Origin of the sequence: Bradyrhizobium nanningense, from assembly GCF_004114535.1 — a bacterium.
Lineage (GTDB): Bacteria > Pseudomonadota > Alphaproteobacteria > Rhizobiales > Xanthobacteraceae > Bradyrhizobium > Bradyrhizobium nanningense.
Genome location: NZ_LBJC01000002.1, coordinates 113,822 through 139,636, shown reverse-complemented (window position 1 = coordinate 139,636; position 25,815 = coordinate 113,822). Strand labels below are relative to the sequence as shown.

Below are 25,815 nucleotides of genomic sequence, written 5' to 3'. Positions count from 1 at the left end.
AAGGTCGTGGATGGCCGGGACAAGCCCGGCCATGACGGAGAACTGGGCCCGAATCCGCCCCCTTTGCCTTGATTCCCACCCCCGCCGTCGATACGGTCCCGCGCGATTCAAAACCCCCGCGAGAGCCTGATCTGACGATGGACGCCTCATTGCCCGCCCATATGCGCCCGGAACGCTCGTTCCAGGGCTTCATCCTCGCGCTCCAGCGGTTCTGGGCCGAGCAGGGCTGCGTGATCCTGCAGCCCTACGACATGGAGATGGGTGCGGGCACCTTCCATCCGGCGACCACGCTGCGCGCGCTCGGGCCCAAGCCGTGGAACGCCGCCTATGTGCAGCCCTCGCGCCGGCCGAAGGACGGCCGCTACGGCGAGAATCCGAATCGGATGCAGCATTACTACCAGTTCCAGGTGATCATGAAGCCGTCGCCGCCGAATCTTCAGGAGCTGTACCTGAAGTCGCTCGCCGCGATCGGCATCGATTCCGCCGTGCACGATATCCGCTTCGTCGAGGACGATTGGGAGAGCCCGACGCTGGGCGCCTGGGGCCTCGGTTGGGAGTGCTGGTGCGACGGTATGGAGGTGAGCCAGTTCACCTATTTCCAGCAGGTCGCGGGCTTCGAATGCGCGCCGGTTGCGGGCGAGCTCACCTACGGGCTCGAGCGCCTTGCGATGTATGTGCAGGGCGTCGACCGCGTCTACGACCTCAACTTCAACGGTCGCGATGGTGATGCCAAGGTCACCTATGGCGACGTCTTCCTGCAGGCCGAGCAGGAATACTCCCGCCATAACTTTGAATATGCCGACACCGCGATGCTGTTCGAGCAGTTCAAGATGGCGGAAGCGGCCTGCAAGAAATATCTCGACGCCGGCTGGCGCGACGGCGGCAACAAGAAGCAGCATTTGATGGCGCTGCCGGCCTATGACCAGTGCATCAAGGCGAGCCACGTGTTCAACCTGCTCGACGCGCGCGGCGTGATCTCGGTGACCGAGCGGCAGAGCTACATTCTTCGCGTGCGCGAGCTGGCCAAGGCCTGCGGCGAGGCCTGGATCCACACTGAAGCGGGCGGAGCGGCCTGATGCCCGATCTTTTGCTTGAACTGTTCTCGGAAGAGATCCCCGCGCGCATGCAGGCGAAGGCGGCGGACGATCTGCGCCGCATGGTCACCGACAAGCTCGTTGCCGAAGGCCTCGTCTACGAGGGCGCGAAGGCGTTCGCGACGCCGCGGCGGCTTGCGCTCACCGTGCACGGCATTCCTGCGCGCCAGCCTGATCTGAAGACCGAGCGCCGCGGACCGAAAATCGGCGCGCCCGATGCGGCCGTGCAGGGCTTTCTGAAGGCAACGGGTCTGAAGTCGCTGGATGAGGCCAAGATCCAGCGCGACCCCAAGGGCGATTTCTACATCGGATTGATCGAGAAGCCCGGCCGCGATGCGATCGACGTGCTCGCCGAAATCCTGCCCGTCATCATCCGCACCTTCCCCTGGCCGAAATCGATGCGCTGGGGCGCGCGCTCGGGCAAGCCCGGCTCGCTCAACTGGGTGCGCCCGCTGCACGCGATCACCGCGACCTTCGGGCTCGAGACCGAGGAGCCGGATGTCGTGAAGTTCTCGGTGGATGGCGTCGAAGCCGGCCAGACGACATGCGGCCACCGCTTCCTCGCGCCGGCGCCAATTCAGCTGCGCCGCTTCGAGGATTACGAGGCAAAACTGCTCGACGCCAAGGTCGTGCTCGACCCTGAAAGACGCAAGGACGCGATTCTCACCGATGCCAAGCAGCTCGCCTTCGCGCAAGGCTTCGAGCTGGTCGAGGACCAGAACCTGCTCGACGAGGTCGCGGGCCTGGTCGAATGGCCGGTCGTGCTGATGGGCTCGTTCGAGCCAGAATTCCTGGCGACTCCGGGCGAAGTGATCCGCGCCACCATCCGCAACAACCAGAAGTGCTTCGTGGTCAGCGATCCCAAAACGGGCAAGCTCGCCAACAAGTTCATCCTGGTCGCCAACATCGAGGCGACCGACGGTGGTGCGACCATCATCGCCGGCAACGAGCGCGTGATCCGCGCGCGCTTGAGCGATGCGAAGTTCTTCTACGAGACAGACCTGAAGACGAAGCTCGAGGAGCGTCTGCCGAAGTTCGAGCAGATCGTGTTCCATGAGAAGCTGGGCACCCAGGCTGCACGCATCAAGCGCATCGAGCGCCTCGCCGCGGAGATCGCACCGCTGGTCGGCGCCGATGTCGCTAAGACCACGCGTGCCGCGCATCTCGCCAAGGCCGACTTGCTGACCGAGGTCGTCGGCGAATTCCCCGAGGTCCAGGGCCTGATGGGCAAGTATTACGCGCTGGCGCAGGGCGAGGATGCGTCCGTCGCCGCAGCGTCGGAGGAGCACTACAAGCCGCAAGGGCCTGCGGACCGCGTGCCGACCGATCCGGTGAGCGTGGCGGTGGCGCTCGCCGACAAGATCGACACGTTGGTTGGATTCTGGGCGATCGACGAGAAGCCGACGGGCAGCAAGGACCCCTATGCGCTGCGCCGTGCAGCGCTGGGCGTGATCAGGCTGATTGCCGAGAACGCGTTGCGTCTGTCGCTCATGAAGGTGGCCGCGTCCGCGCTCGCCGGCTTGTCGGTGAAGCCGGCCGATGCCTCGAGGCTTCCGAGCGATCTGCTCGCCTTCTTCGCAGATCGCCTCAAGGTCCAACTCCGCGAGCAGGGCGCGCGTCACGATCTCGTCGATGCCGTGTTCGCGCTCGGCGGTCAGGACGATCTCCTCGTGATCGTCCGCCGCGTCGAAGCGCTCGGCAAATTCCTCGACAGCGACGATGGCAAGAACCTGCTTGCCGGCACCAAGCGCGCCGGCAACATCCTCTCCATCGAGGAAAAAAAGGACAAGCGCAGCTTCGACGGCGCGCCGGATGCTGCACTTTACAGCCTCGCTGAGGAGAAGGCGTTGGCGAAAGCGATCGGCGAGGTGAAAGCGGAAGCCAATGCTGCGGTCGCCAAGGAGGATTTTGCCGCCGCGATGAGTGCGATGGCGAAGCTGCGTCCGCCGGTCGATGCGTTCTTCGACAAGGTTCGCGTCAACGACGACGATGCCAAGGTGCGGGAGAACCGCCTGAAGCTCCTGAACGAGATCCGCAGCGCCACGCGCGCGGTGGCGGATTTCTCGAAGATCCAGGATTAAGTTGGTCTCGTGCCCCGGACGCAGCGCAGCGCTGCCCTGGCGATGCGCAGCATCGTCCAGTAGCGGTGCGCTGCAGAGCCGGGGCCCATCCCGCGTCCGGTGCATTTGGCTTCTGGATCCCGGGTCGCGCTTCGCTTGCCCGGGACACGAGCGTGCACACGCGAGAGTCGCACAAAAAGTGCCCCGCCCGGCGGGGGGAAGACCGGGCGGGGCCTGATGTCCGATCTAAACTGCTCGCGCCAGCCTGATGTGACGCGCCGGACATCTAGTCGATCTCAGTCCGATGCCGCCTCAGTCCAGCACCTCGACGATGCGGCGTGAGCGCGGCTCGACCAGCACGGTCTCGCCGTTCACGACGGTGTAGCGATAGGTGGTGGCGCCGAAGCGTTGCGGCACGTCATAATAGGTGACGCCCGCCTCGGGTAAGGTGGTCCCGACCACGACGCGATCGGGAATGCTGAAGGCCGGCACACGCTGTTCGACGACGTAGTCGCGGAAGGCCGGCCGCTGCTCGACGGCGATGGTTGGGCCGCTGTCGACCACGGCGGGCGCGCGTCCGACGGTGATACTGGTTTGCGCCTGCGCCGCCAGAGGCGAGCCGATCGCGGCCGCGAGCGCTGCAAGAGCAAGAATCCTGTTCCGCATGGACAACTCCTTCGACGTGATTCTATTTTCGGACGCGCCAATGGCGCAGCCGGTTGGCCAATGCATGCGTGTTGGCAATGTTCCGGGAAAAGCCCTGCCGCATTCGCGGCAATTTCAGGCAGTTTTCGTGGGGCCGGAACTCACCTCGCCCGTTGCGCGTCTCTACTCGCGGAACCGGGGCCGCTATGATCCGCCTGCGATTCGTCCCCTCCACAGAAAGATAATTCATGCACATCACCGTCGCCCACATTTCGCCGATCCTGTCGTTGATTGCGGGCGTGCTCATCCTGATCATGCCGCGGCTGTTGAACCTCATTGTCGCGATCTTCCTGATCGTGAACGGCGCGATCGGGCTTGGGCTCCTGAAGTGGCTCCACCTCTAGGCGTTCACTTTTCGGAACTGTCCGACTTGCGCGGGCCCGCCCAAAATGGTGTAAGGCCCGCGATTTCCCATTCCTCTCGCAGGTTGTGTGCAAGCTATGGCCAAAGCCGCCTCGAAGCCTAAAAAAATGCCAGCGAAATCAAAGTCCTCCGCCGCCGCGAAGGCCGCGCCGCCGGCCCGCAAGGCGCTGGCCAAGAGAGCGCCGAAGCCGGTCTCCAAAGCTGCTGCCAAACCAGCTGCCAAACCAGCTGCCAAGCCCGCTGCGAAGCCTGCCGCCAAACCGGCGGCAAAGGCTGTGACCAAGGCGGCTCTGCCGAAGGTCGCCGCAAAGCCCGCACCGAAAAAGGCGGCGCCAGCAGCCATCAAGGCCGGCAAATGGGTGTACACATTCGGTGACGGCAAGGCCGAAGGCCGGACGGAGATGCGCGACCTGCTCGGCGGCAAGGGCGCGAATCTTGCCGAAATGGCCAATCTCGGCCTGCCGGTGCCTCCGGGCTTCACCCTTCCAACCTCGGTCTGCACCTACTTCTACGCCCACGACAAATCCTATCCGAAGGAATTGCAGTCGCAGGTTGAGAAGGCGCTCGACCATGTCGGCAAGTTGACCGGCAAGGTTTTCGGCGACACCAAGAACCCGCTGCTCGTTTCAGTGCGCTCCGGCGCGCGTGCCTCGATGCCGGGCATGATGGACACGGTGCTCAATCTCGGCCTCAACGACCAGACCGTGGAAGCGCTGGCGGAATTGTCGGGCGACCGCCGCTTCGCCTATGACAGCTATCGCCGCTTCATCACCATGTATTCGGACGTGGTGCTCGGCTTCGAGCATCATCACTTCGAGGAAATCCTCGACACCTTCAAGGACAGCCAGGGCTACACGCTCGACACCGACCTGTCCGCCGACGACTGGGTCGAGCTGGTCGGCAAGTACAAGGACGCCGTCGCTCGCGAGACCGGCAAGGACTTCCCGCAGGATCCGCACGATCAGCTCTGGGGCGCGATCGGTGCGGTGTTCTCATCCTGGATGAACGCGCGCGCGGTGACCTACCGCAAGCTGCACGACATTCCGGAATCCTGGGGCACCGCGGTCAACGTGCAGGCCATGGTGTTCGGCAACATGGGCGAGACTTCGGCGACCGGCGTTGCCTTCACCCGCAACCCCTCGACCGGCGAGAGCAAGCTCTACGGCGAGTTCCTGATCAACGCGCAGGGCGAGGACGTGGTGGCGGGCATCCGCACGCCGCAGGACATCACCGAGGAAGCGCGGAGAGAATCGGGCTCCGACAAGGCGTCGATGGAATCGGCGATGCCGGAGGCCTTCAAGGAGCTGACGCGGATCTATACGCTGCTCGAGAAGCACTACCGCGACATGCAGGACATGGAGTTCACGGTCGAGCAGGGCAAGCTGTGGATGCTGCAGACCCGCGGCGGCAAGCGCACCGCGAAAGCCGCGCTGCGCATCGCGGTCGAGCTCGCCAACGAAGGCCTGATCACCAAGAAGGAAGCGGTCACCCGCATCGATCCGGCTTCGCTCGATCAGCTCTTGCATCCGACCATCGATCCCAACGCCAAGCGCGACGTGATCGCGACCGGCTTGCCGGCTTCGCCCGGAGCTGCCTCCGGCGAGATCGTGTTCTCCTCGGATGAGGCGGCCAAGCTTCAGGCCGATGGGCGCAAGGTGATCCTGGTCCGCATCGAGACCAGCCCGGAAGACATCCACGGCATGCACGCCGCCGAAGGCATTTTGACCACGCGCGGCGGCATGACCTCGCACGCGGCGGTGGTCGCCCGCGGCATGGGCAAGCCCTGCGTCTCCGGCTGCGGCACCATCCGCGTCGATTACGGCCGCGGCACCATGAGCATCGGCTCGCGCACGTTCAAGACCGGCGACGTCATCACCATCGACGGCTCGCTCGGCCAAGTGCTGGCCGGCCGCATGCCGATGATCGAGCCGGAGCTGTCCGGCGAGTTCGGAACGCTGATGACCTGGGCCGACCAGGTCCGCAAGATCGGCGTCCGCGTCAATGGCGACACGCCCGACGACGCGCGGACCGCGATCAAGTTCGGCGCGGAAGGCATCGGCCTGTGCCGCACCGAGCACATGTTCTTCGAAGAGACGCGCATCCGCACCGTGCGCGAGATGATCCTCTCCGAGGACGAGCAGTCCCGCCGCGCGGCGCTCGCAAAACTGCTGCCGATGCAGCGCGCCGACTTCGTCGAGCTGTTCGAGATCATGAAGGGCCTGCCGGTCACGATCCGTCTGCTCGACCCGCCGCTGCACGAGTTCCTGCCGCACACCCACGCCGAGGTCGAGGAAGTGGCGCGCGCCATGAACACCGACCCGCGGCGCCTGGCTGACCGCGCGCGCGAGCTCTCGGAGTTCAATCCGATGCTCGGCTTCCGCGGCTGCCGCATCGCGATCGCCTATCCGGAGATCGCCGAGATGCAGGCGCGTGCGATCTTCGAGGCGGCGGTCGAAGCCGAGAGGCGCACCGGCAAGGCCGTTGGCCTCGAGGTGATGGTGCCGCTGATCGCGACCAAGGCCGAGCTGGACCTCGTCAAGGCGCGGATCGATGCCACCGCACAGGCCGTGATGCGCGACACCAACACCAAGCTGGCCTATCAGGTCGGTACCATGATCGAGCTGCCGCGCGCCTGTCTGCTCGCGGCCGAGATCGCGCAGTCGGCCGAGTTCTTCTCGTTCGGCACCAACGACCTCACGCAGACGACCTACGGCATCAGCCGCGACGACGCGGCGAGCTTCCTCGGCCCCTACGTGGCGAAGGGCATCCTGTCGGTGGATCCATTCATCGTGCTCGACCAGGAAGGCGTTGGTGAGCTGGTCAAGATCGGCGTCGCGCGCGGCCGCAAGACGCGCCCGAAGCTCAAGGTCGGTATCTGCGGCGAGCACGGCGGCGATCCCGCTTCCGTCGCCTTCTGCCACAATATCGGCCTCGACTATGTCTCCTGCTCGCCCTACCGCGTGCCGATCGCCCGCCTTGCCGCCGCGCAAGCCGCGCTCGGCAAGGAGATCGCGAGCCAGGCGTAAGCGGAATTAAAATGCTGGAATGAAAGAGGCGGAGCGCAAGCTCCGCCTCTTTTCGTTTGAGGCGATACTCTCGCCACATCGTCATTGCGAGCGCTGCGACTTGTCCGCCGTAGCCTTAGCGAAGGCGGAAGCAAGCCAGAATCTTTCCGCGGAGGCAGCCTGGATTGCTTCGTCGCAAGAGCTCCTCGCAATGACGCGATTGTGGGCCCCCCACACTCGGTGTCATCGTCCGGCTTGACCGGGCGATCCAGTATTCCAGAGGCAGCGCGAGGATCAGCCGCGGCGTACTGGATGCCCCGGTCAAGCCGGGGCACGACACCTGTTGTTGTCGCGAATACGGAACTCACACGCGTCCCGTAATGATACGCGCCGGCAAGAGTTCCTTCACCATTCGCGTTGACTTCTTGTTTACCGCTTCACGTGACGACGCATTTGCCACCGTGCGTGATCGCTCCGTGAAAACACCTGTGTGCGCTTGAGTGTGCTGCACGCGCAACGCCGATTAACGCCCCGGCAACCTAAATTGGATACTTACGATAAAGATCGAATTGCACGGATGTACTGCGTTTCGATTTTTCTGGCGTAAGCGTAGCGTGAGCGTGTTGATGTCAGTGTTGCGTAACCATCCGAAGGGCGCGCGGTTCGCGTCCTTCGGCATCGGTCTCTGCATCTTCGCATTGATGCCGAGAGAGACCGGCTATCAGGACATTGCCTCCTTGCTGGCGCGCCAACCCGGCGTCGCCGAGCGTTGGCAGAAGCAGGTGTTCTCCGCGGCGTCCTCGATCCAGCTCGCCACCTACAGTTTTTCGCGTCCCCTTGGCACCTCGGTTCCACAGAGCGCGATGGTTCGCCTGGCGAGCCTCGATGGCCGCGACGTCACCGGCGCGATCAGCCGCAATCCGGCGCTGCAGGCTGCGCCGCGCTACCAGGCTTCCGACTTTCCCAAGGTCGATCGCTCCATGAAGGGTGATCGCCTCGCAACAATGACACCGGGCCAGGCTCCCGAGGCGACCGCGCCCGCAGCGGCACCGGCGCAGGAAGATCCCGCGACGTCGAACAGTTCGGTGTTCGGCGCCAAGACTGCCGCCCTGCCACAGGTGATGTCGCCGGAATCCGCGGCCGCGCTCGATCCGGAACTGCAGGAGGCGCTCCGCGCGCCGCCGCTGCCCCAATACACCAATGCGCCGCGGGCCAGCGACGCTGCGCGCGCGCTCGCGACCGCGCCGCTCGAGGCGCTCAAGCGGACCACCGCGCCGACGACGCCGGTGCGTGATCCCTTCAGCGTCAAGACCTCCAACCTGTTCTTCGGCAGCTCCTCGCTCGGCGGCAATCTGGAGAGCATCGAGAGCTGGCAACCCGGCGCCGAGCCGCTGATCGTGATGCCTGACCCCGATATGAAGGTGACGGCCTCGCTGTCGCCGCCTACAGCGGAGATCGCCAAGGACATCGAGAGCGGCGAGAGCGTTGCGCCGAAGGGCGAGGTCAATGCCGACAACCAGCGCACGAGGTCGCCGGCGGAGCGGCTCGGGCTCGACGACAAGTCGCGCGCGAAGTCCGAGAAGTGCCTTGCCGAAGCGGTCTATTTCGAATCCCGCGGCGAGGCCGTCCGCGGCCAGATGGCCGTGGCGCAAGTCGTGATGAACCGCGTGTTCTCAGGCAAATATCCCGACACCGTGTGCGGGGCGGTCTATCAGAACAAGCACCGTCATCTTGCCTGTCAGTTCACCTTTGCCTGCGACAACAATCCCGACGTGATCCGCGAGCCCGAGATGTGGGAGCGTGCCAAGAAGATCGCGAAGGCCATGCTCGACGGCCAGATCTGGCTGCCCGAGGTCGGCAAGTCCACGCACTACCACGCCTATTGGGTGCGCCCGTCCTGGGTCGCCGAGATGAAGAAGATGTACAAGACCGGCGTGCACACCTTCTACCGCCCGCGCGCCTGGGGCGACGGCAGCGAGGAACCGAGCTGGGGCACGCCGGCCCAGACCGCCGCGCTCTCCGCCGAGCTCGTGCAGGAAGCCAAGAGCTCCGCGGAGATGGGCGTGAGCGAGCGGAGGTAAACGTTCAAAAAGAGGTCGTCATGCCCGGGCTTGTCCCGGGCATCCACGTTCTCCGTGCCGTGTGGCAATGCGTGGATGGCCGGGACAAGCCCGGCCAAGACGTTGTGGAGGCGTTAGAGCGCCAATCACATCTCGATATCCAGCGCGCAGTCGAAATTCGGGGCCGAATGCGTCAGCGCACCGGCCGACGCATAGTCGACGCCGGTCGCGGCGATGGCGGCGATCGAGTCCAGCGTGACTCCGCCGGACGCCTCCAGCTTGAGGCGGCCCTGATTGAGCCTGACAGCCTCACGCAGCGTCGCAAGATCCATGTTGTCGAGCAGCACGGCGTCGGCCAGCCCGGTGTCGAGCACCTCGCGCAGTTGCGACAACGTATCGACCTCGATCTCGATCTTGACGAGATGGCCGGCGTGGCTGCGGGCGCGCTCCAGCACCGGACGAATGCCGCCGGCAACCGCGACGTGGTTGTCCTTGATCAGGATCGCATCGTCGAGGCCGAAGCGGTGGTTGAAGCCGCCGCCACACCGCACCGCGTATTTTTCCAGCGCCCTGAGCCCCGGCGTGGTCTTGCGCGTGCAGCAGATGCGCATGCTGGTGCCTTCGGTGCGTGCGACATAGTCCGCCGTGAGCGTCGCAACGCCCGACAGGCGGCCGACGAAGTTCAGCGCACACCGCTCCGCGGTGAGAATGGCGCGCGCGGGCCCGGAGATCGTCAGCACCTGCTGTCCGCGGGCAACGCGTGCGGCGTCAGGGACATGCGCGCGCACCTCGATGTCGGGCGACAGTCTTTGCAGCGTCACAAGCGCGAGCGGCAGGCCTGCGATCACGCCGGACTCGCGCGCAACGAGGATCGCCTGGGCCCTCGTCGCTTCCGGGATGGTCGCGAGCGAGGTGATGTCGCCGGCGCGGCCGAGGTCCTCGTCGAGCGCGCGCTGCACGGCCGTGTCCATTGCGAGCGGCGAGAGGAAGGCGTCGGGATAGAGCAGTGAGGTCGGGGTCATCTGGGCTTCCTTCAGGCAATCATGGGCTGGGCGGTGCGTGGTACTGGCCGCTCGCTCAGGCTTTCGGCGACCTTGCGCGCGGCGGCGAGATTGGTCATCGTTCGCTGCGCCAGCGCGGGCACATCCGTCGGGTGGTCGATACGGAAATGCGCGCCGCGGCTTTCGCGCCGGCTCCACGCCGAGGCTGCGACAAGCAGGGCGGACGCCGCCATGTTGCGCAGTGCGATGCTCGTCGCCTCGCGTTCGAGCGTGGCGAAGTGGTGCACGGCTTCCGTGAGACCGTCGCCCTGGCGGACCACGCCGACATCCGCGCTCATCATTGCCCGCAGCCGTTTCACGATTGCGGCATCGGGCGTGCCGCCGCGCGGAGCGACCGGTGCGTCGGGGAGGCGGGCAGGCGAGGGGAGAACGCGGCCGGCGATGTCGTCGGCGATGCGCGCGGCGTAGACCACGGCCTCAAGCAGCGAATTCGAGGCGAGCCGGTTGGCGCCGTGTGCGCCGGTCGACGACACCTCGCCGCCGGCCCAGAGCCCGTCGATCGAGCTGCGGCCGCGCCCGTCCACCGCGATGCCGCCCATGTGGTAATGCGCTGCGGGCGCAATCGGGATGATTTGTGTCTCTGGATCGATGCCGGCGGCGATGCAGCTCGCATGCACGGTCGGAAATTTGTCAGCGAAGCGCGCGCCGAGCGCCTGGCGTGCATCGAGGAAGGCGCCGCGCCCAGCCGCGATCTCGGCGAACACGCCGCGGGCCACGATGTCGCGTGGCGCGAGCTCCGCGAGCGGATGGCGCGCCGTCATGAAGCGCTCGCCGTTGCCGTTGACCAGCGTCGCGCCTTCGCCACGCAAGGCTTCGGTGGCGAGGGGCGCCGGATCGCCTCCGGTCATGATGGCGGTCGGGTGGAATTGCACGAATTCGGGGTCGGCGATCACGGCACCCGCGCGGGCGGCGATGGCAAGGCCGGAGCCGCTGGCCTCGAGCGGATTGGTGGTGACGGCATAGAGATGTCCGATGCCGCCGGTGGCAAGCACCACCGCGCGCGAGGCGAGCAGGAGCGGCAGCGCAGAGGGACTGCCCGCTTCGCGCAACTGAAGTCCGGTGACGGCACCGTTCTCTGTCAACAACGCCTCGGCGACAAATCCCTCCACCAGGCGGATCGACGGCGTGCGGCGCACCGCTTCGCCCAACGCCACGATGATCGCGGCACCCGCGCCGTCGCCCCGCACATGCACGATGCGCCGGGCCGAATGTGCCGCCTCGCGTCCGACGGCGAGCCTGCCTTCGAGATCGCGATCGAACGGCACGCCGTAAGCGAGCAGGTCGTGAATGCGAGGCGCGGCCTCGCGCGCGATCCCAAGTGCGACCGCCTCGTCGACGAGGCCACCGCCGACCGCGATTGTGTCAGCGGCATGCGCTTCCGGCGTGTCGCCCTCGGCCACGGCTGCGGCGATGCCGCCCTGGGCCCATGCGGATGATGCGCCCTGTCCGAGCGGCGCGGCCGAGATCAAGGTCACCGGCCGCGGCGCGAGCGTCAGCGCGCAGAACAGTCCAGCGAGGCCGCCGCCGACGATGACGACGTCGTCGGTGCGGGTGAGGTTGTGGATGTTGTTGGTCATCGTTCTCTCCATTCACTCCGCTGTCGTCCCTGCGAGGCAGGGATCCATACGCTGCGACGGAAGTTGTTGCGCGAAGCTGCGTCTTGCCTTCCTTCGCAACCACTTCTCCCTGTGGTTATGGGTCCCGGATCTGCGCTTCGCTTCGCTACGCTTGTCCGGGACGACAGCGGTGTTTGCTGCGGCGGGGTGCCTTCAATTCTTCAGGTTGATCATGCGCTCGACCGAATGCCGCGCGCGCACTGCGAGCGCGGGATCGATCGTTACCTCCTCACGGAGCGTGAGCAGACTGTCCAGGATGTTGGCGAGCGTGATGCGCTTCATATGCGGGCAGAGATTGCAGGGGCGCAGCATCTCGACGCCGGGCAGCTCGGCGCGCACATTGTCGGCCATCGAGCACTCCGTGATCATCACCAGCCGTCGCGGTCGATTCTCGCGCACCCAGTTGATCATGTGCGCGGTCGAGCCGGTGAAGTCGGCCTCCGCCAGCACGTCCGGCGGACATTCTGGATGCGCGATGATCTGCACCGATGGATCGGCCTCGCGGAAAGCGCGCAGCTCTTCGCCCTTGAAACGCTCGTGCACCTCGCAGGCGCCCTTCCAGGCGATGATCCTCACGTCGGTCTTCGAAGCCACGTAGGTGGCGAGATAGCGGTCGGGCAGGAAGATCACGCTTGGCGCGCCCAGACTCTCGACCACCTGCACCGCATTCGACGAGGTGCAGCAGATGTCGACCTCGGCCTTCACCTCCGCGGACGTGTTGACATAGGCGACCACAGGCACGCCGGGGAATTTTTCGCGCAGCAGCCGCACGTCGGCGCCGGTGATGCTGGCGGCGAGCGAGCAGCCGGCACGCGAATCCGGGATCAGCACCGTCTTGTGCGGGTTGAGCAGTTTTGACGTCTCCGCCATGAAGTGCACGCCACACTGGACGATGATGCCGGCCTTCACCTTGGTGGCCTCGACGGCGAGCTGAAGCGAATCGCCGCCGATATCGGCGACGCAGTGGAAGATCTCGGGCGCCTGGTAATTGTGCGCGAGGATCACCGCGCCGCGCGCGCGCTTCAGCTCGTTGATCGCCAGGATCGTCGGCGCCATCAGCGGCCACTCGATCGGCGGGATCACATGCTTCACGCGCTCGTAGAGCGGCGCGGTGGCGCGTGCGACCTCCGGCGTCCATTCCAGCGAAGGCATCGGCAGCGCAGGTACGGTCCGCCCCGGCGCGGCACGAGGGGAGGCGGTGACGTGGCCCTGGGGCCGGTTGGCAAAGTCGTCGGGGCCGTAAATTCCAGCGATCGGCATCGAAGCCTCCCTTGCATTTCAGTTGTACTCATATTGAGTATATATGAGTCCTGAATAATCCGGCCGAGAGGCCGGCGCGGATTTCCTCAAGGTCATATATACTCAGTCTGAGCAAATCAAAGATAACATGCTGTGCCAGGGATCGCCAGATCCGTCCGCACACATTTCCGTCAGACCGGGCCTGACGCGTCGGCCGAGGCCACATTGAAATGCAATGCTCCCGCGACAGCTCCCCGTGAAATGCAACCGTTTTTGGCTTGGGATTTTCATGCAAGTGCATTAAATGGCACATTCGCGGCGGTCGCCTTGCGAATCCGCCAATGACAGATGAGGAGCACCATGTCGACATCAGCGAGCGAATTTGCTCCCGCCTCACGTTCCTCCAACTGGCGCACCCCGGCCGTCATCATTCTCTGCGGTTGTGCGATCGGCATGCTCGGCTTCGGTCCGCGCTCGGCGCTGGGCTTCTTCGTGCAGCCGATGAGCCACGAATTCTCCTGGGGCCGCGACGTGTTTGGCCTCGCGATCGCCGTGCAGAATCTGTTGTGGGGCTTGGGCCAGCCGTTCGCCGGTGCGGTCGCGGATCGCTTCGGACTGTTTCGGGTGATGTGCGTCGGAGCTCTGCTCTATGCCGGCGGCCTCTTGTTGATGCGCTACTCCACGACGCCGTTGTCGCTCGACATCGGTGCCGGCGTCATGGTCGGTTTTGGTCTTGCCGGCTGCTCGTTCAATCTGGTGCTGTCGGCGTTCACCAAGCTCCTGCCGGCCGAGAAGCGCGGCCTTGCGCTTGGTGCCGGCACGGCGGCGGGCTCGTTCGGGCAGTTTCTGTTCGCGCCGATCGGCGTCGCGTTGATCGACAATTTCGGCTGGCAGCAGGCGCTCTCCGTGTTCGGCTTCCTGATGTTGCTGATCATCCCGCTGTCACTGGCGCTCTCGACGCCGCCGGTCGCACACGCGGCGAACGCGACGCCGGCGGACGAGCAGACCTTCACGAAGGCGCTCGCCGAAGCCTTCGGTCACCGTTCCTACGTGCTGCTTGTGCTCGGCTTCTTCACGTGCGGATTCCAGCTCGCCTTCATCACCGTGCATCTGCCGGCCTTCCTGGTCGATCGCGGCATCTCCGCGCAAACCGGTGGCTGGGTGATCGCGGCGATCGGCCTGTTCAACATCATCGGCTCCTTGAGCGTCGGCTATCTCCAGAACTCACTTCCCAAGCGCTACATCCTCTCGACCATCTACTTGACGCGCGCGCTTGCGACACTCGCCTTCATTTCGTTCCCGATCACGCCGTCCTCGGCGATCGCGTTCGGTGCGATCTCCGGCCTGACCTGGCTCTCCACGGTGCCGCCGACCTCGGCGCTGGTGGCGCTGATGTTCGGCACGCGCTGGCTTGCGACGCTCTACGGCTTCGCGTTCGTCAGCCATCAGGTCGGCGGCTTCCTCGGCGTCTGGTTAGGCGGCATCGTGTTCGAGCGCTTCGGTTCCTACACGCCGATCTGGTGGCTCTCGATCCTGTTCGGCGTGCTCTCCGCGCTGATCAATCTTCCGATCGTGGAAAAACCCGTCGCACGGGCGGTTGCGCAGCCTGCCTGATCGGCTAAACATCCCCGACCAACAAAGTCAGGGAGTTCAGTCGTGGCCACATTCAAGGCGATCCGGATCGACAAGGCGGACAAGGGCACCAAAGCCGCGCTCACGCAGTTCGATGAAGCCGAACTGATGGACGGCGACGTCACGGTCCGCGTGGAATGGTCGACGCTGAACTACAAGGACGGCCTTGCGCTCACCGGCAAGGCGCCGGTGGTGCGCCGCTTCCCGATGATCGCCGGCATCGACTTCGCCGGTACGGTCGAGGCATCCTCGCATCCCCAGTGGAAGGCGGGCGACAAGGTGGTCTGCACCGGATGGGGCATGGGTGAGACCCATCTCGGCGCCTATGCCGAGAAGGCGCGGGTGAAGGGCGACTGGCTGGTCGCACTTCCGCAAGGGCTCTCGGCGCGCGATGCCATGGCGATCGGCACCGCCGGCTTCACGGCGATGCTCTCGGTGCTGGCACTGGAGAAGCACGGTCTGTCGCCGAAGAGCGGCCCGGTGGTGGTGACCGGCGCCGCCGGCGGTGTCGGCTCGGTCGCGATCGCCGTGCTCTCGAAGCTCGGCTACCACGTCATCGCCTCGACCGGCCGCGCCTCGGAGGCCCACTATCTGAAACACCTGGGAGCTGCCGAAATCATCGATCGCAACGAATTGTCGGCGCCGGCCAAACCTCTCGCCAAGGAGCGCTGGGCCGGTGGCGTCGATAGCGTCGGCTCGACCACCCTCGCCAATCTGCTCTCGATGACGAGATATGGCGGAGCGATAGCGGCCTGCGGCCTGGCGGCGGGCATGGACCTGCCGTCCTCCGTGGCGCCGTTTATTTTGCGCGGAGTGTGCCTTCTCGGCATCGATTCCGTGATGTGTCCGATCGAGCCCAGAAAGGCCGCATGGCAGCGCCTCGCATCCGACCTGGATCGGACAAAACTGTCTGAAATTACTAAGGAAATTCCGCTCGCCGAGGTTTCGGATTGGGGCGCGAAAATCCTGGCCGGTGAAGTGCGCGGGCGCATCGTGGTAAAAATCGCTTAAGGACGTTTAGACTTTACCAACCAAGCTGCTCCAATGTTGCCATGGTTAGTATGGTAAGCAGCGGGTAAAGAGATAAGGCATCGCCCGCTGCGGGGTTGGGTTCGGAGTTGAGCATGCTTGCGCGTATTGTGTTGGGGGCTGTCACGGCGGCAGCGACGTTTGCGCCGGCCATTGCCGGGAGCATGAACGCCGACGAGGCGCGTCGCTTCGTGGCCGGCAAAGTGTTTGCCTTCACCTGTTTCGACGGCACCCGCGGTGCAGGCCGCATCCTCGACGATCTCGGCGCCGCCGGTGCGGTGCAGTTCTCGGGTGCAGGCCCGGTCAAGCATCTCCGCCTGCCCGGCAATACGCTCCAGATCCGCGGCCAGAATGTCTGCGCCTCGATCAAGGGCATTCCGTTCGAGCCCTGTTTCAACCTGGAAAAGACCGACGATCGCAGCTTCCGCGGCTCGGTGTCGGGCATGGGCTTCGCCTATTGCGATTTCCATCACCAGGGCGGCAATCAGATGCTGATGGCGCGCGCTGCGGCGCGGCCGCGCTCGCTGCACAGGTTGGAGCACACCGGTTCGGTCGGCCCGGCCAACACCGAAGTCGCCGCCCGCGTGGAGACGCCGCGGGTCGAGACCAGCCGGCTCGAGCCGGTGAAGTCGGAAATCAAGTCGGAGCCCGCCAAGAACGAGGCCCCGCTGGAGCTGCGCCGCTCGACCCAGTGAGACGGCCCTGCGGGACTGCCCGCACGCCTTAATCGTTGCAGACCTCGATCGAACATGAAGCCGCCGCGCCGTAGTCATACGGACGGCGGCTTTCATGCGTTGGTAGCTGTTCGCGCTCCAGTTTGCGTACGGCCGGGGGGGCGCGGCCCGATAAAAGGGTTCAACGATGTCGCTGTACTTTTTCCGCATCAGTACCGGTCGCTATTCCGGCGCCGCCGACCAGCCGTACGAGTTCGAGGATCGCGCGGCCGCCTGGACCGAGATGACGGAGGTGTGCGCCAATTTGCTCGGCGGCATCGCGCGCAGCCTGAAGCCGAACGCCGAGTGGTGCATGGAGCTGCTCGACGAGAACAAGAAGCCGGTCTTTCGCATCAGCCTCGTCGGCGAGAACGTGCGCTGACGATTGCGATGGTGCGAGCGGCGTTAACGATGCCCATGCGTGCAAATCCGCGAAGTGGATTTCATTGCACGCAAAAGCTGCGAGGAGCCAAAAAGGTTGGGCGGCTTTTCCAGTACTTCTACCTAGCGCGCCGAGTTCCTGCTTAACGTTAATGAGGAACTTCGCTGTTAGCCTTCCCGGGTTGTGCACGCGCTTCGTCGCGGCAGATGCGTACCTCCGGGGATACTTCGATGATGTTCATTCAGAACCTGCGAATTGGCACCAAGCTCGCCGTCACCTCCGCGCTGACCATCGGGCTCGTCGCGCTCATGATCTTTCTCCAGATGAGCGGGAGCGCCGAGGTTCAGAAGCTCGGCAGTGAAGCGTCCGGACAGCAGGCGATCGCGCAAAACGCTGCGGAAGCGAAGGCGTCGGTCCGGGGCATGCAAATCGGCATTCGCGATATCCTGACGTCGTCCTCTCCGGTCGAGATGCAGAAGGCGGTCACCTATTTCAACGACCGCCAGACAGCGGCGCTGAAATTCTCCGGCGAGATGGCAAAGCTGTCGCACTCGGCCGAAAATCACAAGCGGATCGATCGCCTGACCGTCCTGATCGGAAATTTCGGCAAGGGCGAGCAGCAGATCGAGGCCATCCGCAAGCAGGAGCTCGCGCTCGACGGCAAGAAGGACGCCGAGGCGGTGGCGCAGATCGCCAAGTTCGTGGCCGAGGTCGATCGCTTTCGCAAGGGAACGCTTGCGCCGATCAACGAAGAGATCACCGAGCTGGCCAACCAGATCACCGATTTCGCCAAGCAGAAGAGCCTCGAGGCGCGCGCGGAAGCGGAAGCCGAGGCCGCGTCGGTTGCCCGGACGTCGCTGGTCACCGGCGTGCTGGTCGCGCTCGTCTTGATCGGCGCGTGCATCTTCTCCGTCTTCAGCATCGCGCGGCCCATGCGCGCGCTGACCTTGGCGATGGAGAAGCTCGCCGGCGGCGACTTCTCAGTGGTGCTCCCGGGCCTCGGCCGCAAGGACGAAGTCGGCGAGGTCGCTGGCGCCGTGGAGAAATTCAAGGTCGTGTCCGAGCAGAAGGCCCGCGAGGAAGCGGAAGCCAAGGTGCGGCAGGATCAGATCGCGGCCGAGCAGCGCAAGGCCGAGATGCAGAAGCTCGCGGACACTTTCGAGGCGGCGGTGGGCGAGATCGTCGGCACGGTGTCCTCGGCTTCGACCGAGCTCGAGGCATCCGCCACCACGCTGACCTCGACCGCCGAGCGCACGCAAAAGCTCACCGCCCTGGTCGCCGCGGCGTCGGAAGAAGCCTCCACCAACGTGCAGTCGGTAGCATCGGCGACCGAGGAGCTGTCGTCGTCGATCACCGAGATAAGCCGGCAGGTGCAGGAATCCGCGCGCGTCGCCAGCGAGGCGGTGAGCCAGGCCCGCACCACGACCGACCGCGTCGGCGAGCTTTCCGCGGCCGCGTCGCGGATCGGTGACGTGGTCGAGCTGATCAACACCATCGCCGGCCAGACCAATCTCCTGGCGCTCAATGCAACCATCGAGGCCGCGCGCGCCGGCGAGGCGGGCCGCGGCTTTGCCGTCGTCGCCTCCGAGGTCAAGGCGCTCGCCGAACAGACCGCGAAGGCGACCGGCGAGATCGGCCAGCAAATCGCCAGCATCCAGACCGCCACCGAGCACTCCGTCGGCGCCATCAAGGACATCAGCCACACCATCGAGAAGCTGTCGGAGATCTCTTCGACGATCGCAGCTGCCGTCGAAGAGCAGGGCGCGGCGACGCAGGAGATTTCCCGCAACGTGCAGCAGGCGGCGGAGGGCACCCATCAGGTGTCGTCCAACATCACCGATGTGCAGCACGGCGCGAGCGAGACCGGCTCGGCCTCCTCGCAGGTGCTGTCCGCCGCTCAGATGCTGTCGGGTGACAGCAATCGCCTCAAGCTCGAGGTCGGCAAGTTTCTCGGCACCGTGCGCGCCGCCTGATGGCCGATATTGCTCGGCAGATCCGCTTGCAACCGTCGCGCGTGACTGCGCGGCGGCTGCGCGCGTTCGTATTTCCACACCGCGACCCCCTGCGCACAAGGTTAACCTTCCGGAAAAGCGAGGCAGTCATGATGCCCGCAATATTCCGGGCGCTGAGTCGCCTTTCGCGTATTGCGTCTCAATCGTTGGAGCACATTCATGAGTGGCATTTCCATTCGCCTAACCCACAAGGTCATGGCGATCGGACTGTTCGGCCTCATCGGGCTCGTCGCCTTCGGCGCGATCTACCAGATCGGCAGTCTCTCCCAGGACGCCTCCCGCAGCACTGCTGACCGCGCCCGCGCAATCGCCGACCTCAACAAGCAGCTCTCGATCGAGATGCTTGAGGCGCGCCGCAACGAGAAGAATTTTCAGCAGCGCCGGAACGAGAGCTTCGCCAAGGCGCATGCCGAACTGATCGGGCCGATCAACCGCGATTTCGACGAGATGGGGCGGCTGATGGCGGCCAGCGGCATGAATGCGCTATCCGACAGGGTGAAGCAGGCCCAGGACGGCTTCAGGCATTACGCGTCGGACTTCGCCGCACAGGTGGCGGCCGAGACCAGGCTCGGGCTCAACGAGACGCTCGGCCTGTCCGGCTCGCTTCGTACCGCCGTGCACGACATCGAGGCCAAGCTGAAAGAGATCGACGATCCCAGGACGACGAGCTGGATGCTGATGATGCGCCGGCACGAGAAGGACTTCATGCTGCGGCGCGATCCGAAATACATTGCCGAGATAAGGAAGGCCGCGGCGGAATTCTCCAAGGCAATCGAAGTTGTCGCAGTCCCTACGGCCGTGATGGACGACATCACGGCTAAGCTCCAGAAATACCAATCCGGATTCATGGCCTGGGCGGAGGCGGCGCAGCAGAGCGCGGCCCTCGATGCCAGCATGATGAAGACCTTCCGCGAGATCGAGCCTGTCATGGCCGAGGTGCAGGCTGCCGTCGATGCCCAGCATAAGCAGGCCGGGACCGCCGAGGCTGCAACACGTGACGCCGTGCGGCTATGGATGGCGGTCGCCTTCGGCGTCACCCTCGTGGTGCTCGCCGCGGTTGGCTTCCTGCTCGGACGTGCGATCTCGAAGGCGCTCGCAGCGATGGTCGGCGCGATGACGCGGCTTGCGCGCGGCGAGCTCTCGATTTCCGTTCCCGGTATCGGGCGCAAGGATGAAATCGGCGAGATGGCCGGTGCCGTCGAGGTGTTCAGGAGCAACATGGCGGAAGCCGAGCGGCTGCGCACCGAGCAGACTGAAGCGGACGCGCGGGGTCGCGAGCAGCGCAAGGCCGACATGCAGCGGCTTGCCGATAACTTCGAGGGCGCGGTCGGTGAGATCATCGAGACGGTGTCGTCGGCGGCAACCGAACTCGAGGCGTCATCGAACACGCTGACCCACGCCGCCGAGCGTGGCAACGGGCTTGCCACTGCCGTGGCGGCGGCCTCGGAGGAGGCGTCCGCCAACGTGCAGTCGGTATCCTCCGCGAGCGAGGAGATGACTTCATCGATCTCCGAGATCAGCCGCCAGGTGCAGGAATCAGCGCGTGTCGCCGACGTCGCGGTCGGGCAGGCCCAGCGCACCAATGCGCGGGTCGCCGAACTGACGAAGGCTGCCTCCCGCATCGGCGACGTGGTCGAGCTGATCAACACCATCGCCGCACAGACCAACCTCCTGGCGCTCAACGCGACGATCGAGGCGGCGCGGGCGGGTGAAGCCGGCAAGGGTTTCGCAGTGGTCGCGACCGAAGTGAAGGCGCTCGCCGAGCAGACCGCGAAAGCCACCGGAGAGATCGGTCAGCACATCGGCGCGATCCAGGCCGCGACGGAAGAGTCCGTCGGCGCAATCAAGGAGGTCGGCGACACCATCGCGAAGATGTCGGAGATCTCGTCGACCATTGCCGCCGCGGTGGAGGAACAAGGGGCTGCCACGCAGGAGATCTCCCGCAACATCCAGCACGCGGCGCAAGGTACCTCGGCAGTTTCGTCGAACATCGCCGACGTCCAGCGCGGCGCCGGCGAGACCGGGGCCGCCTCGGCGCAGGTGCATTCGGCCGCGAAGTCGCTGTCGCAGGAGAGCAACCGGCTCAAGAGCGAGGTCGCGCGCTTCCTGGAGACGGTGCGGGCGGCCTGAGGCGGCCGCCGCAAGGCGAACGTGGCGGCGCGTGGTATTTGGCGCCGCAGCACCAGGTGTTCGTGCAGCTACAACAGACGGTTGCGGAGAAAATAACGCCCGACGAGGCCGGCCCGTAGTTTTGCGTAGGCTCCTGTTAACGCCTGCTTGCAATTATGGGGCGCAATCTTACGGAATAAGAACCAGCCAGCATTGTTGAAACTGACCCCCGCCCGGTCGTCCGTCGTGACACCCGTGGCGCAGGTGACGTGCGCATTGCCAGGCATCGTTGGGATTTGTGTGATGTCGAAGTTGTCGATCGTCTTCAAGCTTCTGACCGTGTTGTCAGTTCTCGTTCTCTCGCTCGCCGGTGTCGGCGTGACGGCGATCGGCACCATGCAGAACATCAACGCCCACACGGTCGAGATTGCGCAGAGCTGGCTGCCGAGCGTGCGTGCACTCGGCTCGATGCGCGCCGACATCAACGAGCTGCGCGTCGTCTTGCGACTTCACCTGATGCAGGAGAGTATTGAAGGCAAGGACGCCGCTGAGAAGCGCATGGCTCCCCTCCGCGAGCGCATCGAGAAGACGCGTAAGGTCTATGAAGGCCTGATCAACTCGCCGGAGGAACGCTCGATTTACGGGCAGTGGGTCAAGGCTTGGGCCGAATACCTGAATGGCGTTCAGGAGACGATGGCGCTGTCGCGCAAGAGCGTCGGCCGCTTCCCGACCGACGCCAACGAGATGTTGCAGACCAAGGTCGCCAAGATGGCCCAGGCCGCCGATCCCCTGCTTCAGAAGGGCATCGAGCTCAATAACCAAGGTGCCGAGCTGGAGACGAAGCAGGCGGCCGACAGCTACGCCACGATTTTCCGCGTGTTGGTCGGCATCATCGTGCTCTCCGTCGTGATCGCGATCGGCGCCGCCTATTATCTCGTGCGCGATGTGTCTCGCGGCATAGCCTCGATCATCCGTCCGATGAAGTCCCTCGGCGAGGGGGACCTCTCGGCCGAGGTGCCGCATCGCGGCGAGAAGACCGAGATCGGATCGATGGCGGATGCGCTGCAGATCTTCAAGGAGGCGCTGATCGCCAAGAAGGCCGCCGACGAGGCGGCTGCGCGGGACGCCGAGGCCAAGATCGAACGCGGCCGCCGCGTCGATGCCATCACCCGCAATTTCGAAGCCATGATCGGCGAGGTCGTCGAGACCGTGTCCTCGGCCTCGACCGAACTCGAGGCCTCCGCGGCCACGCTGAGCGGCACGGCGCAGCGCGGCCAGCAACTCGCAACCGTCGTTGCCGCTGCGTCCGAGGAAGCCTCCACCAACGTCCAGGCGGTGGCGTCCGCCTCGGAAGAGCTGTCGTCCTCCATCACCGAGATCAGCCGCCGCGTGCAGGATTCGGCGCGGATGGCCGCGGAAGCCGTCGAGCAGGCGGCGCGGACCAACGACCGCGTCAACGCGCTGTCGCAGGCGGCCTCCCGCATCGGCGACGTCGTCGAGCTCATCAACACCATTGCGGGCCAGACCAACCTCCTGGCGCTGAATGCGACCATCGAGGCGGCGCGCGCCGGCGAAGCCGGCCGCGGCTTTGCCGTTGTCGCATCCGAAGTCAAGGCGCTGGCCGAGCAGACCGCGAAGGCAACCGGCGAGATCGGGGCGCAGGTCGCGGGGATTCAGGCCGCGACGCAGGAATCCGTCACCGCCATCCAGGAGATCGGCGGTACCATCGAGCGGTTGTCCGAGGTGTCCTCAGCCATCGCCGCCGCTGTCGAGGAGCAGGGCGCTGCGACGCAGGAGATTTCGCGCAACGTCCAGCAGGCCGCGCTCGGCACCCAGGAAGTCTCGTCCAACATCACCGACGTGCAGCGCGGCGCGATCGACACCGGCTCGGCCTCGGGCGAAGTGCTTTCGGCCGCGAAATCGCTGGCGACCGACAGCACCCGTCTGAAAGTCGAGGTCGCGCAGTTCCTGGAATCGGTCCGCGCGGCCTGATCTTCACGCGCCTGTTTGCGGAGCCGGCGGCGGTGCGACCTGCCGCCGGAACAGGATGCGCTGGTAGAGCCAGCCGATCGCGACCAGCACGACGCCGAGGCACATGAACGACAGCGCGCGATAGACGCCTGTCAGCGTCCACACGTCGATGGCGAAGGCCTTCAGGATCGTCAGCGCGATGACGGCGGCCGAGGCCAGCCGCGCACGCTCCGAATTGACCAGGATTCCCACGCCGAGCAGCACCACCCCGAACGCGAGCCAGCCGATCGAATAGGTATATTGCTCGGCGCTCGTGGTGCCGCCGTAGAGCAGCACCGGGCCGTGATAGAAGCGGCGGATCTCCAGCGTCACATAGGTGAGCGCGAACACCAGGGCGCCACCCGTGATCGTGTTGGCGTAGGCGATAGGGCGATGGCTGGCGACGGCGTAAGAGAGCAGCAGCATCAGCACCGCCGGCAGCGCATAGCCGAGCAGCAGCAGGTTGAAGGCGAAGCCGCCGACATTGACGCTGGAGAACAGCAGCGGATTCTCCAGGATCAGAAGACCGAACACGCTGATGAGCCCGGCGATCGCCGTGAGCGCGACGGCGCCGACATTGTGCACGATGCTGTGGCTGCGCAGCCGCAGGCGCTCCAGCCCGATCGCCATCGCGAGCGTGATGCAGACTTGCAGCGCGAACTCGAGCAGCGACGGCGGTGAGATCATGTCGCCACCGGTCGCAAAGTGCCGGATCTCCATGAAGGCGAGCAACGCGGTGAACAGGATCGCGGCGGTCTCGACCATGCGCAGCGGCGGATCGTCGGCGCGACGGCGCAGGAAGATGCTCGCGCCCCAGAACGAGGCCGCCGGAAGGCCGTAGCCCCAGAGCAGCCAATTGAAGATCGGCGTGGTGCCGACGGCATCGCCGACGATGCGCGGATCATAGGCGATGCGCGCGGTGACGAGCCCGGCGAAGATCGCGGCGAGCCAGCGCAGGAACGGGATCGGCCGCTGCATCGAGATCCAGGCGGTGCCGAGCGACATCAGCGCCAGCGCGATCGTCAGCCAGCCCTTCTCCAGCGCGAAGGTCAGCGCCAGCGCCAGCGCACCGAGCGTGCCGGTCGCGAACAAGGCGGTGGAGATCATGGTCCCCGGCCGGGTCTCGCGGCGCGTGAGCGCCTCGGTCGCGGCGCCGAAGGCCGCGGCGAGCAGCACGGCGAGGATCGCAAACGGGATCGAGCGGTCGAGATGAGCAATACGCGCGTAGAGCGCAACCAGGATCGCGATCGGCGTGGCGACGCCTGCCGCCGACCACACCACCGGGATGACCGCCGAATTCGACCGGCCCTGCGCGAGGAAGCCCGCAATGCCGAAGCCGGCGGCGAAGATCGCGGCCGTCACCAGATGCAGCGTCACGGAGCTGTCGATCGCGCTGGGCCCGATGCCGGACATCGCGCCGCCCGGCAGCACCAGCATGTCGGGATTGGCGCGCACGGCCCATTCGGCGAACACGATGAAGACGGCAGCCGCGGCGGCACCGATGGCGCCGGTCGCCGCCGGCGCGCGCCAGGCGACGAGCAGGGTTGCGCCGACGAGCAGCGCAAACGCGATCAGCGCCAGGTCCGCATGCGCGCTCGACAGCACGATCAGCATCGCGCCGAACAGATAGGCGCCGAGCGAGCCCGACGAGATCGGCTCGATTTCGCCGTCCTCGATTGCAGGTCCGAACATGAAGCCGCAGACGACGAGCAGTGCGGCCAGCGCGAAGCCCGCGACGACATGGAAGGCGTGCGGCGCGACCTGGACTTGCTCGGTGTCGAGGCCCGGGAAGAGCCAGAGCACGGCGAAGGCGATCGTCGTGACCGCCAGCCAGCGCCACAGCCGGATGCGGGCGAGGCCGAAGCTCGCGGCGGTGACGACGGCAAGATAGATGTAGAGCGCCCAATAGTCCGGCTTGCCGCTGGAGACGAGCACCGGCGTCACGAACGCGCCGACCACGCCGAGGCCGGCGAGCGCCGGTCCGTGCAGCAGGGCGGCAGCAAGCGTGCCCATGGCCACGATGCCGAGGAGCACGAAGGCGGTGGCGGGCACGAGGAAGCCGTACAGCGCATAGGCGGCATAGATGGTGGCGAACGCCACCGCGGTCCCCGCCGCGGTGAGGATCGCGGGAATGTTGGCGATCGGCAGCGCCGCGATGTTGGAGATGCTCTCCTTGCGCCGCGTCCATTCGCCAGCTGCCAGCAGCGCCGCTGCGAACAGGCCGCCCAGGAACACGCGCACGCCGGGGCCGAGAAGACCGGCCTCGATCGAATAGCGCACCATGAAGAAGCCGCCGAGCGCGAGCGCAAGCCCGCCGATCCACACCACCCAGCGCGTGCCGAGCTGCTCCTCGAAGCCAGGTTCTCGAATATCAGGTGCCGGCGGCAGCAGGGGAGGCGGTGCATCGGCGGAGGCGCTCGCCGCGAGCGGAGGCGGGGACGCCTGTTCAGTGACGAGCGAAGGCGGCGCCGGCTCGGCTTCAGGCGCAAGCGGCGGCGGCTCGGCGGCCATTGTCGCGGGGGCGGGCGCCTGCTCCTGCATCGGCATCAGCGGTGGCGGCTGGACCTGCCGTTGCGCGTAGAACCTCTCCTCCAGCGCGTTGAATCGCCGGCGCAGCTCGGCCGCCTGGCTGGAGGCCTTGATTGCGATCAGGATGGCGATGATCGCGATGATCAGCGCAAAGACGTCAAACGGGCCGTCGAACATGAAGCCTCCAGGCGATCGA

At 65.7% G+C, this 25,815-nt stretch carries 18 protein-coding genes; 12 read left to right on the top strand and 6 right to left on the bottom strand.

The annotated features are described in order from the left end of the window. Window positions 1–137 precede the first annotated feature (137 nt). Together XH84_RS00655 and glyS are read left to right on the top strand one after the other, a co-directional pair. Window positions 138–1,076, top strand: a complete 939-nt coding sequence (locus XH84_RS00655) for a glycine--tRNA ligase subunit alpha (protein ID WP_128916673.1) — start codon at window positions 138–140, stop codon at window positions 1,074–1,076. Further along, window positions 1,076–3,175: a glycine--tRNA ligase subunit beta gene (glyS, locus tag XH84_RS00650; protein ID WP_128916674.1), complete on the top strand. Its 2,100-nt coding sequence runs from the start codon at window positions 1,076–1,078 to the stop codon at window positions 3,173–3,175. Before XH84_RS00655 ends, glyS begins: the two co-directional genes overlap by 1 nt. A 291-nt stretch (window positions 3,176–3,466) precedes the next feature. Here glyS and XH84_RS00645 read toward each other — a convergent pair whose 3' ends face one another. Further along, the gene (locus XH84_RS00645; RefSeq protein ID WP_128916675.1) at window positions 3,467–3,820 is read right to left on the bottom strand and encodes a DUF1236 domain-containing protein; all 354 of its coding nucleotides are present in this window, start codon (window positions 3,818–3,820) and stop codon (window positions 3,467–3,469) included. A gap of 227 nt (window positions 3,821–4,047) precedes the next feature. On the opposite strand from XH84_RS00645, the gene XH84_RS00640 reads away from it, so the two are divergent. From XH84_RS00640 to XH84_RS00625, 3 genes are all read left to right on the top strand, one after another. Beyond that, window positions 4,048–4,203: a DUF3096 domain-containing protein gene (locus tag XH84_RS00640; RefSeq protein WP_018648785.1), complete on the top strand. Its 156-nt coding sequence runs from the start codon at window positions 4,048–4,050 to the stop codon at window positions 4,201–4,203. A gap of 96 nt (window positions 4,204–4,299) precedes the next feature. Further along, window positions 4,300–7,248 carry a pyruvate, phosphate dikinase gene (ppdK, locus tag XH84_RS00635; protein ID WP_164935891.1) on the top strand — a complete coding sequence of 983 codons (2,949 nt, stop codon included), beginning with the start codon at window positions 4,300–4,302 and terminating at the stop codon, window positions 7,246–7,248. A 605-nt stretch (window positions 7,249–7,853) separates the two neighbouring features. Then, window positions 7,854–9,308: a cell wall hydrolase gene (locus XH84_RS00625; protein WP_164935892.1), complete on the top strand. Its 1,455-nt coding sequence runs from the start codon at window positions 7,854–7,856 to the stop codon at window positions 9,306–9,308. A 125-nt stretch (window positions 9,309–9,433) separates the two neighbouring features. Here XH84_RS00625 and nadC read toward each other — a convergent pair whose 3' ends face one another. The 3 genes from nadC to nadA all read right to left on the bottom strand — a co-directional run bounded on the left by nadC (window position 9,434) and on the right by nadA (window position 13,224). Continuing rightward, a complete protein-coding gene (gene nadC / locus XH84_RS00620; RefSeq protein WP_128916679.1) occupies window positions 9,434–10,309 on the bottom strand; it encodes a carboxylating nicotinate-nucleotide diphosphorylase in 876 nt (291 codons plus the stop codon). 11 nt (window positions 10,310–10,320) lie between these two features. Beyond that, window positions 10,321–11,925, bottom strand: coding sequence for an L-aspartate oxidase (locus tag XH84_RS00615; protein ID WP_128916680.1), 1,605 nt, complete (start codon window positions 11,923–11,925; stop codon window positions 10,321–10,323). Window positions 11,926–12,117: 192 nt separating this feature from the next. Next, the gene (gene nadA / locus XH84_RS00610; protein WP_128916681.1) at window positions 12,118–13,224 is read right to left on the bottom strand and encodes a quinolinate synthase NadA; all 1,107 of its coding nucleotides are present in this window, start codon (window positions 13,222–13,224) and stop codon (window positions 12,118–12,120) included. Window positions 13,225–13,563: 339 nt separating this feature from the next. Here nadA and XH84_RS00605 point away from each other — a divergent pair, with 339 nt between their 5' ends. The 6 genes from XH84_RS00605 (at window position 13,564) to XH84_RS00580 (ending at window position 21,101) form a co-directional block, all read left to right on the top strand. Beyond that, window positions 13,564–14,817, top strand: coding sequence for an MFS transporter (locus XH84_RS00605; RefSeq protein WP_128916682.1), 1,254 nt, complete (start codon window positions 13,564–13,566; stop codon window positions 14,815–14,817). Window positions 14,818–14,859: 42 nt separating this feature from the next. Continuing rightward, window positions 14,860–15,846, top strand: a complete 987-nt coding sequence (gene acuI, locus XH84_RS00600) for an acrylyl-CoA reductase (NADPH) (protein WP_128916683.1) — start codon at window positions 14,860–14,862, stop codon at window positions 15,844–15,846. Between the two features lie 113 nt (window positions 15,847–15,959). Beyond that, window positions 15,960–16,559, top strand: a complete 600-nt coding sequence (locus XH84_RS00595; protein ID WP_128916684.1) for a hypothetical protein — start codon at window positions 15,960–15,962, stop codon at window positions 16,557–16,559. A gap of 166 nt (window positions 16,560–16,725) precedes the next feature. Further along, window positions 16,726–16,959: a DUF6894 family protein gene (locus XH84_RS00590; protein ID WP_128916685.1), complete on the top strand. Its 234-nt coding sequence runs from the start codon at window positions 16,726–16,728 to the stop codon at window positions 16,957–16,959. A gap of 230 nt (window positions 16,960–17,189) precedes the next feature. Continuing rightward, window positions 17,190–18,932, top strand: coding sequence for a methyl-accepting chemotaxis protein (locus XH84_RS00585; RefSeq protein ID WP_164935893.1), 1,743 nt, complete (start codon window positions 17,190–17,192; stop codon window positions 18,930–18,932). A 198-nt stretch (window positions 18,933–19,130) separates the two neighbouring features. Then, complete coding sequence (locus XH84_RS00580) at window positions 19,131–21,101, top strand: methyl-accepting chemotaxis protein (RefSeq protein WP_128916687.1); 1,971 nt, start codon at window positions 19,131–19,133, stop codon at window positions 21,099–21,101. 68 nt (window positions 21,102–21,169) lie between these two features. On the opposite strand, the gene XH84_RS39470 is transcribed toward XH84_RS00580, so the two are convergent. Next, window positions 21,170–21,409, bottom strand: coding sequence for a hypothetical protein (locus XH84_RS39470; RefSeq protein WP_164935894.1), 240 nt, complete (start codon window positions 21,407–21,409; stop codon window positions 21,170–21,172). Between XH84_RS39470 and XH84_RS00575 the strand changes: the two genes are divergently transcribed. After that, complete coding sequence (locus XH84_RS00575; protein WP_164935895.1) at window positions 21,384–23,072, top strand: methyl-accepting chemotaxis protein; 1,689 nt, start codon at window positions 21,384–21,386, stop codon at window positions 23,070–23,072. The two genes, XH84_RS39470 and XH84_RS00575, sit on opposite strands and share 26 nt — an antisense overlap. A 3-nt stretch (window positions 23,073–23,075) precedes the next feature. Here XH84_RS00575 and XH84_RS00570 read toward each other — a convergent pair whose 3' ends face one another. After that, window positions 23,076–25,796 (bottom strand): DUF2339 domain-containing protein, encoded by a 2,721-nt coding sequence (locus tag XH84_RS00570; RefSeq protein ID WP_128916689.1) that lies wholly within the window; start codon window positions 25,794–25,796, stop codon window positions 23,076–23,078. Between the last annotated feature and the right edge of the window lie 19 nt (window positions 25,797–25,815).

Bases quoted from the DNA above. Each gene is read 5' to 3' on its own strand.
- XH84_RS00655 (WP_128916673.1), top strand. From the start codon at position 138: ATGGACGCCTCATTGCCCGCCCATATGCGCCCGGAACGCTCGTTCCAG.
- glyS (WP_128916674.1), top strand. From the start codon at position 1,076: ATGCCCGATCTTTTGCTTGAACTGTTCTCGGAAGAGATCCCCGCGCGC.
- XH84_RS00645 (WP_128916675.1), bottom strand. From the start codon at position 3,820: ATGCGGAACAGGATTCTTGCTCTTGCAGCGCTCGCGGCCGCGATCGGC.
- XH84_RS00640 (WP_018648785.1), top strand. From the start codon at position 4,048: ATGCACATCACCGTCGCCCACATTTCGCCGATCCTGTCGTTGATTGCG.
- ppdK (WP_164935891.1), top strand. From the start codon at position 4,300: ATGGCCAAAGCCGCCTCGAAGCCTAAAAAAATGCCAGCGAAATCAAAG.
- XH84_RS00625 (WP_164935892.1), top strand. From the start codon at position 7,854: ATGTCAGTGTTGCGTAACCATCCGAAGGGCGCGCGGTTCGCGTCCTTC.
- nadC (WP_128916679.1), bottom strand. From the start codon at position 10,309: ATGACCCCGACCTCACTGCTCTATCCCGACGCCTTCCTCTCGCCGCTC.
- XH84_RS00615 (WP_128916680.1), bottom strand. From the start codon at position 11,925: ATGACCAACAACATCCACAACCTCACCCGCACCGACGACGTCGTCATC.
- nadA (WP_128916681.1), bottom strand. From the start codon at position 13,224: ATGCCGATCGCTGGAATTTACGGCCCCGACGACTTTGCCAACCGGCCC.
- XH84_RS00605 (WP_128916682.1), top strand. From the start codon at position 13,564: ATGTCGACATCAGCGAGCGAATTTGCTCCCGCCTCACGTTCCTCCAAC.
- XH84_RS00595 (WP_128916684.1), top strand. From the start codon at position 15,960: ATGCTTGCGCGTATTGTGTTGGGGGCTGTCACGGCGGCAGCGACGTTT.
- XH84_RS00590 (WP_128916685.1), top strand. From the start codon at position 16,726: ATGTCGCTGTACTTTTTCCGCATCAGTACCGGTCGCTATTCCGGCGCC.
- XH84_RS00585 (WP_164935893.1), top strand. From the start codon at position 17,190: ATGATGTTCATTCAGAACCTGCGAATTGGCACCAAGCTCGCCGTCACC.
- XH84_RS00580 (WP_128916687.1), top strand. From the start codon at position 19,131: ATGAGTGGCATTTCCATTCGCCTAACCCACAAGGTCATGGCGATCGGA.
- XH84_RS00575 (WP_164935895.1), top strand. From the start codon at position 21,384: ATGTCGAAGTTGTCGATCGTCTTCAAGCTTCTGACCGTGTTGTCAGTT.
- XH84_RS00570 (WP_128916689.1), bottom strand. From the start codon at position 25,796: ATGTTCGACGGCCCGTTTGACGTCTTTGCGCTGATCATCGCGATCATC.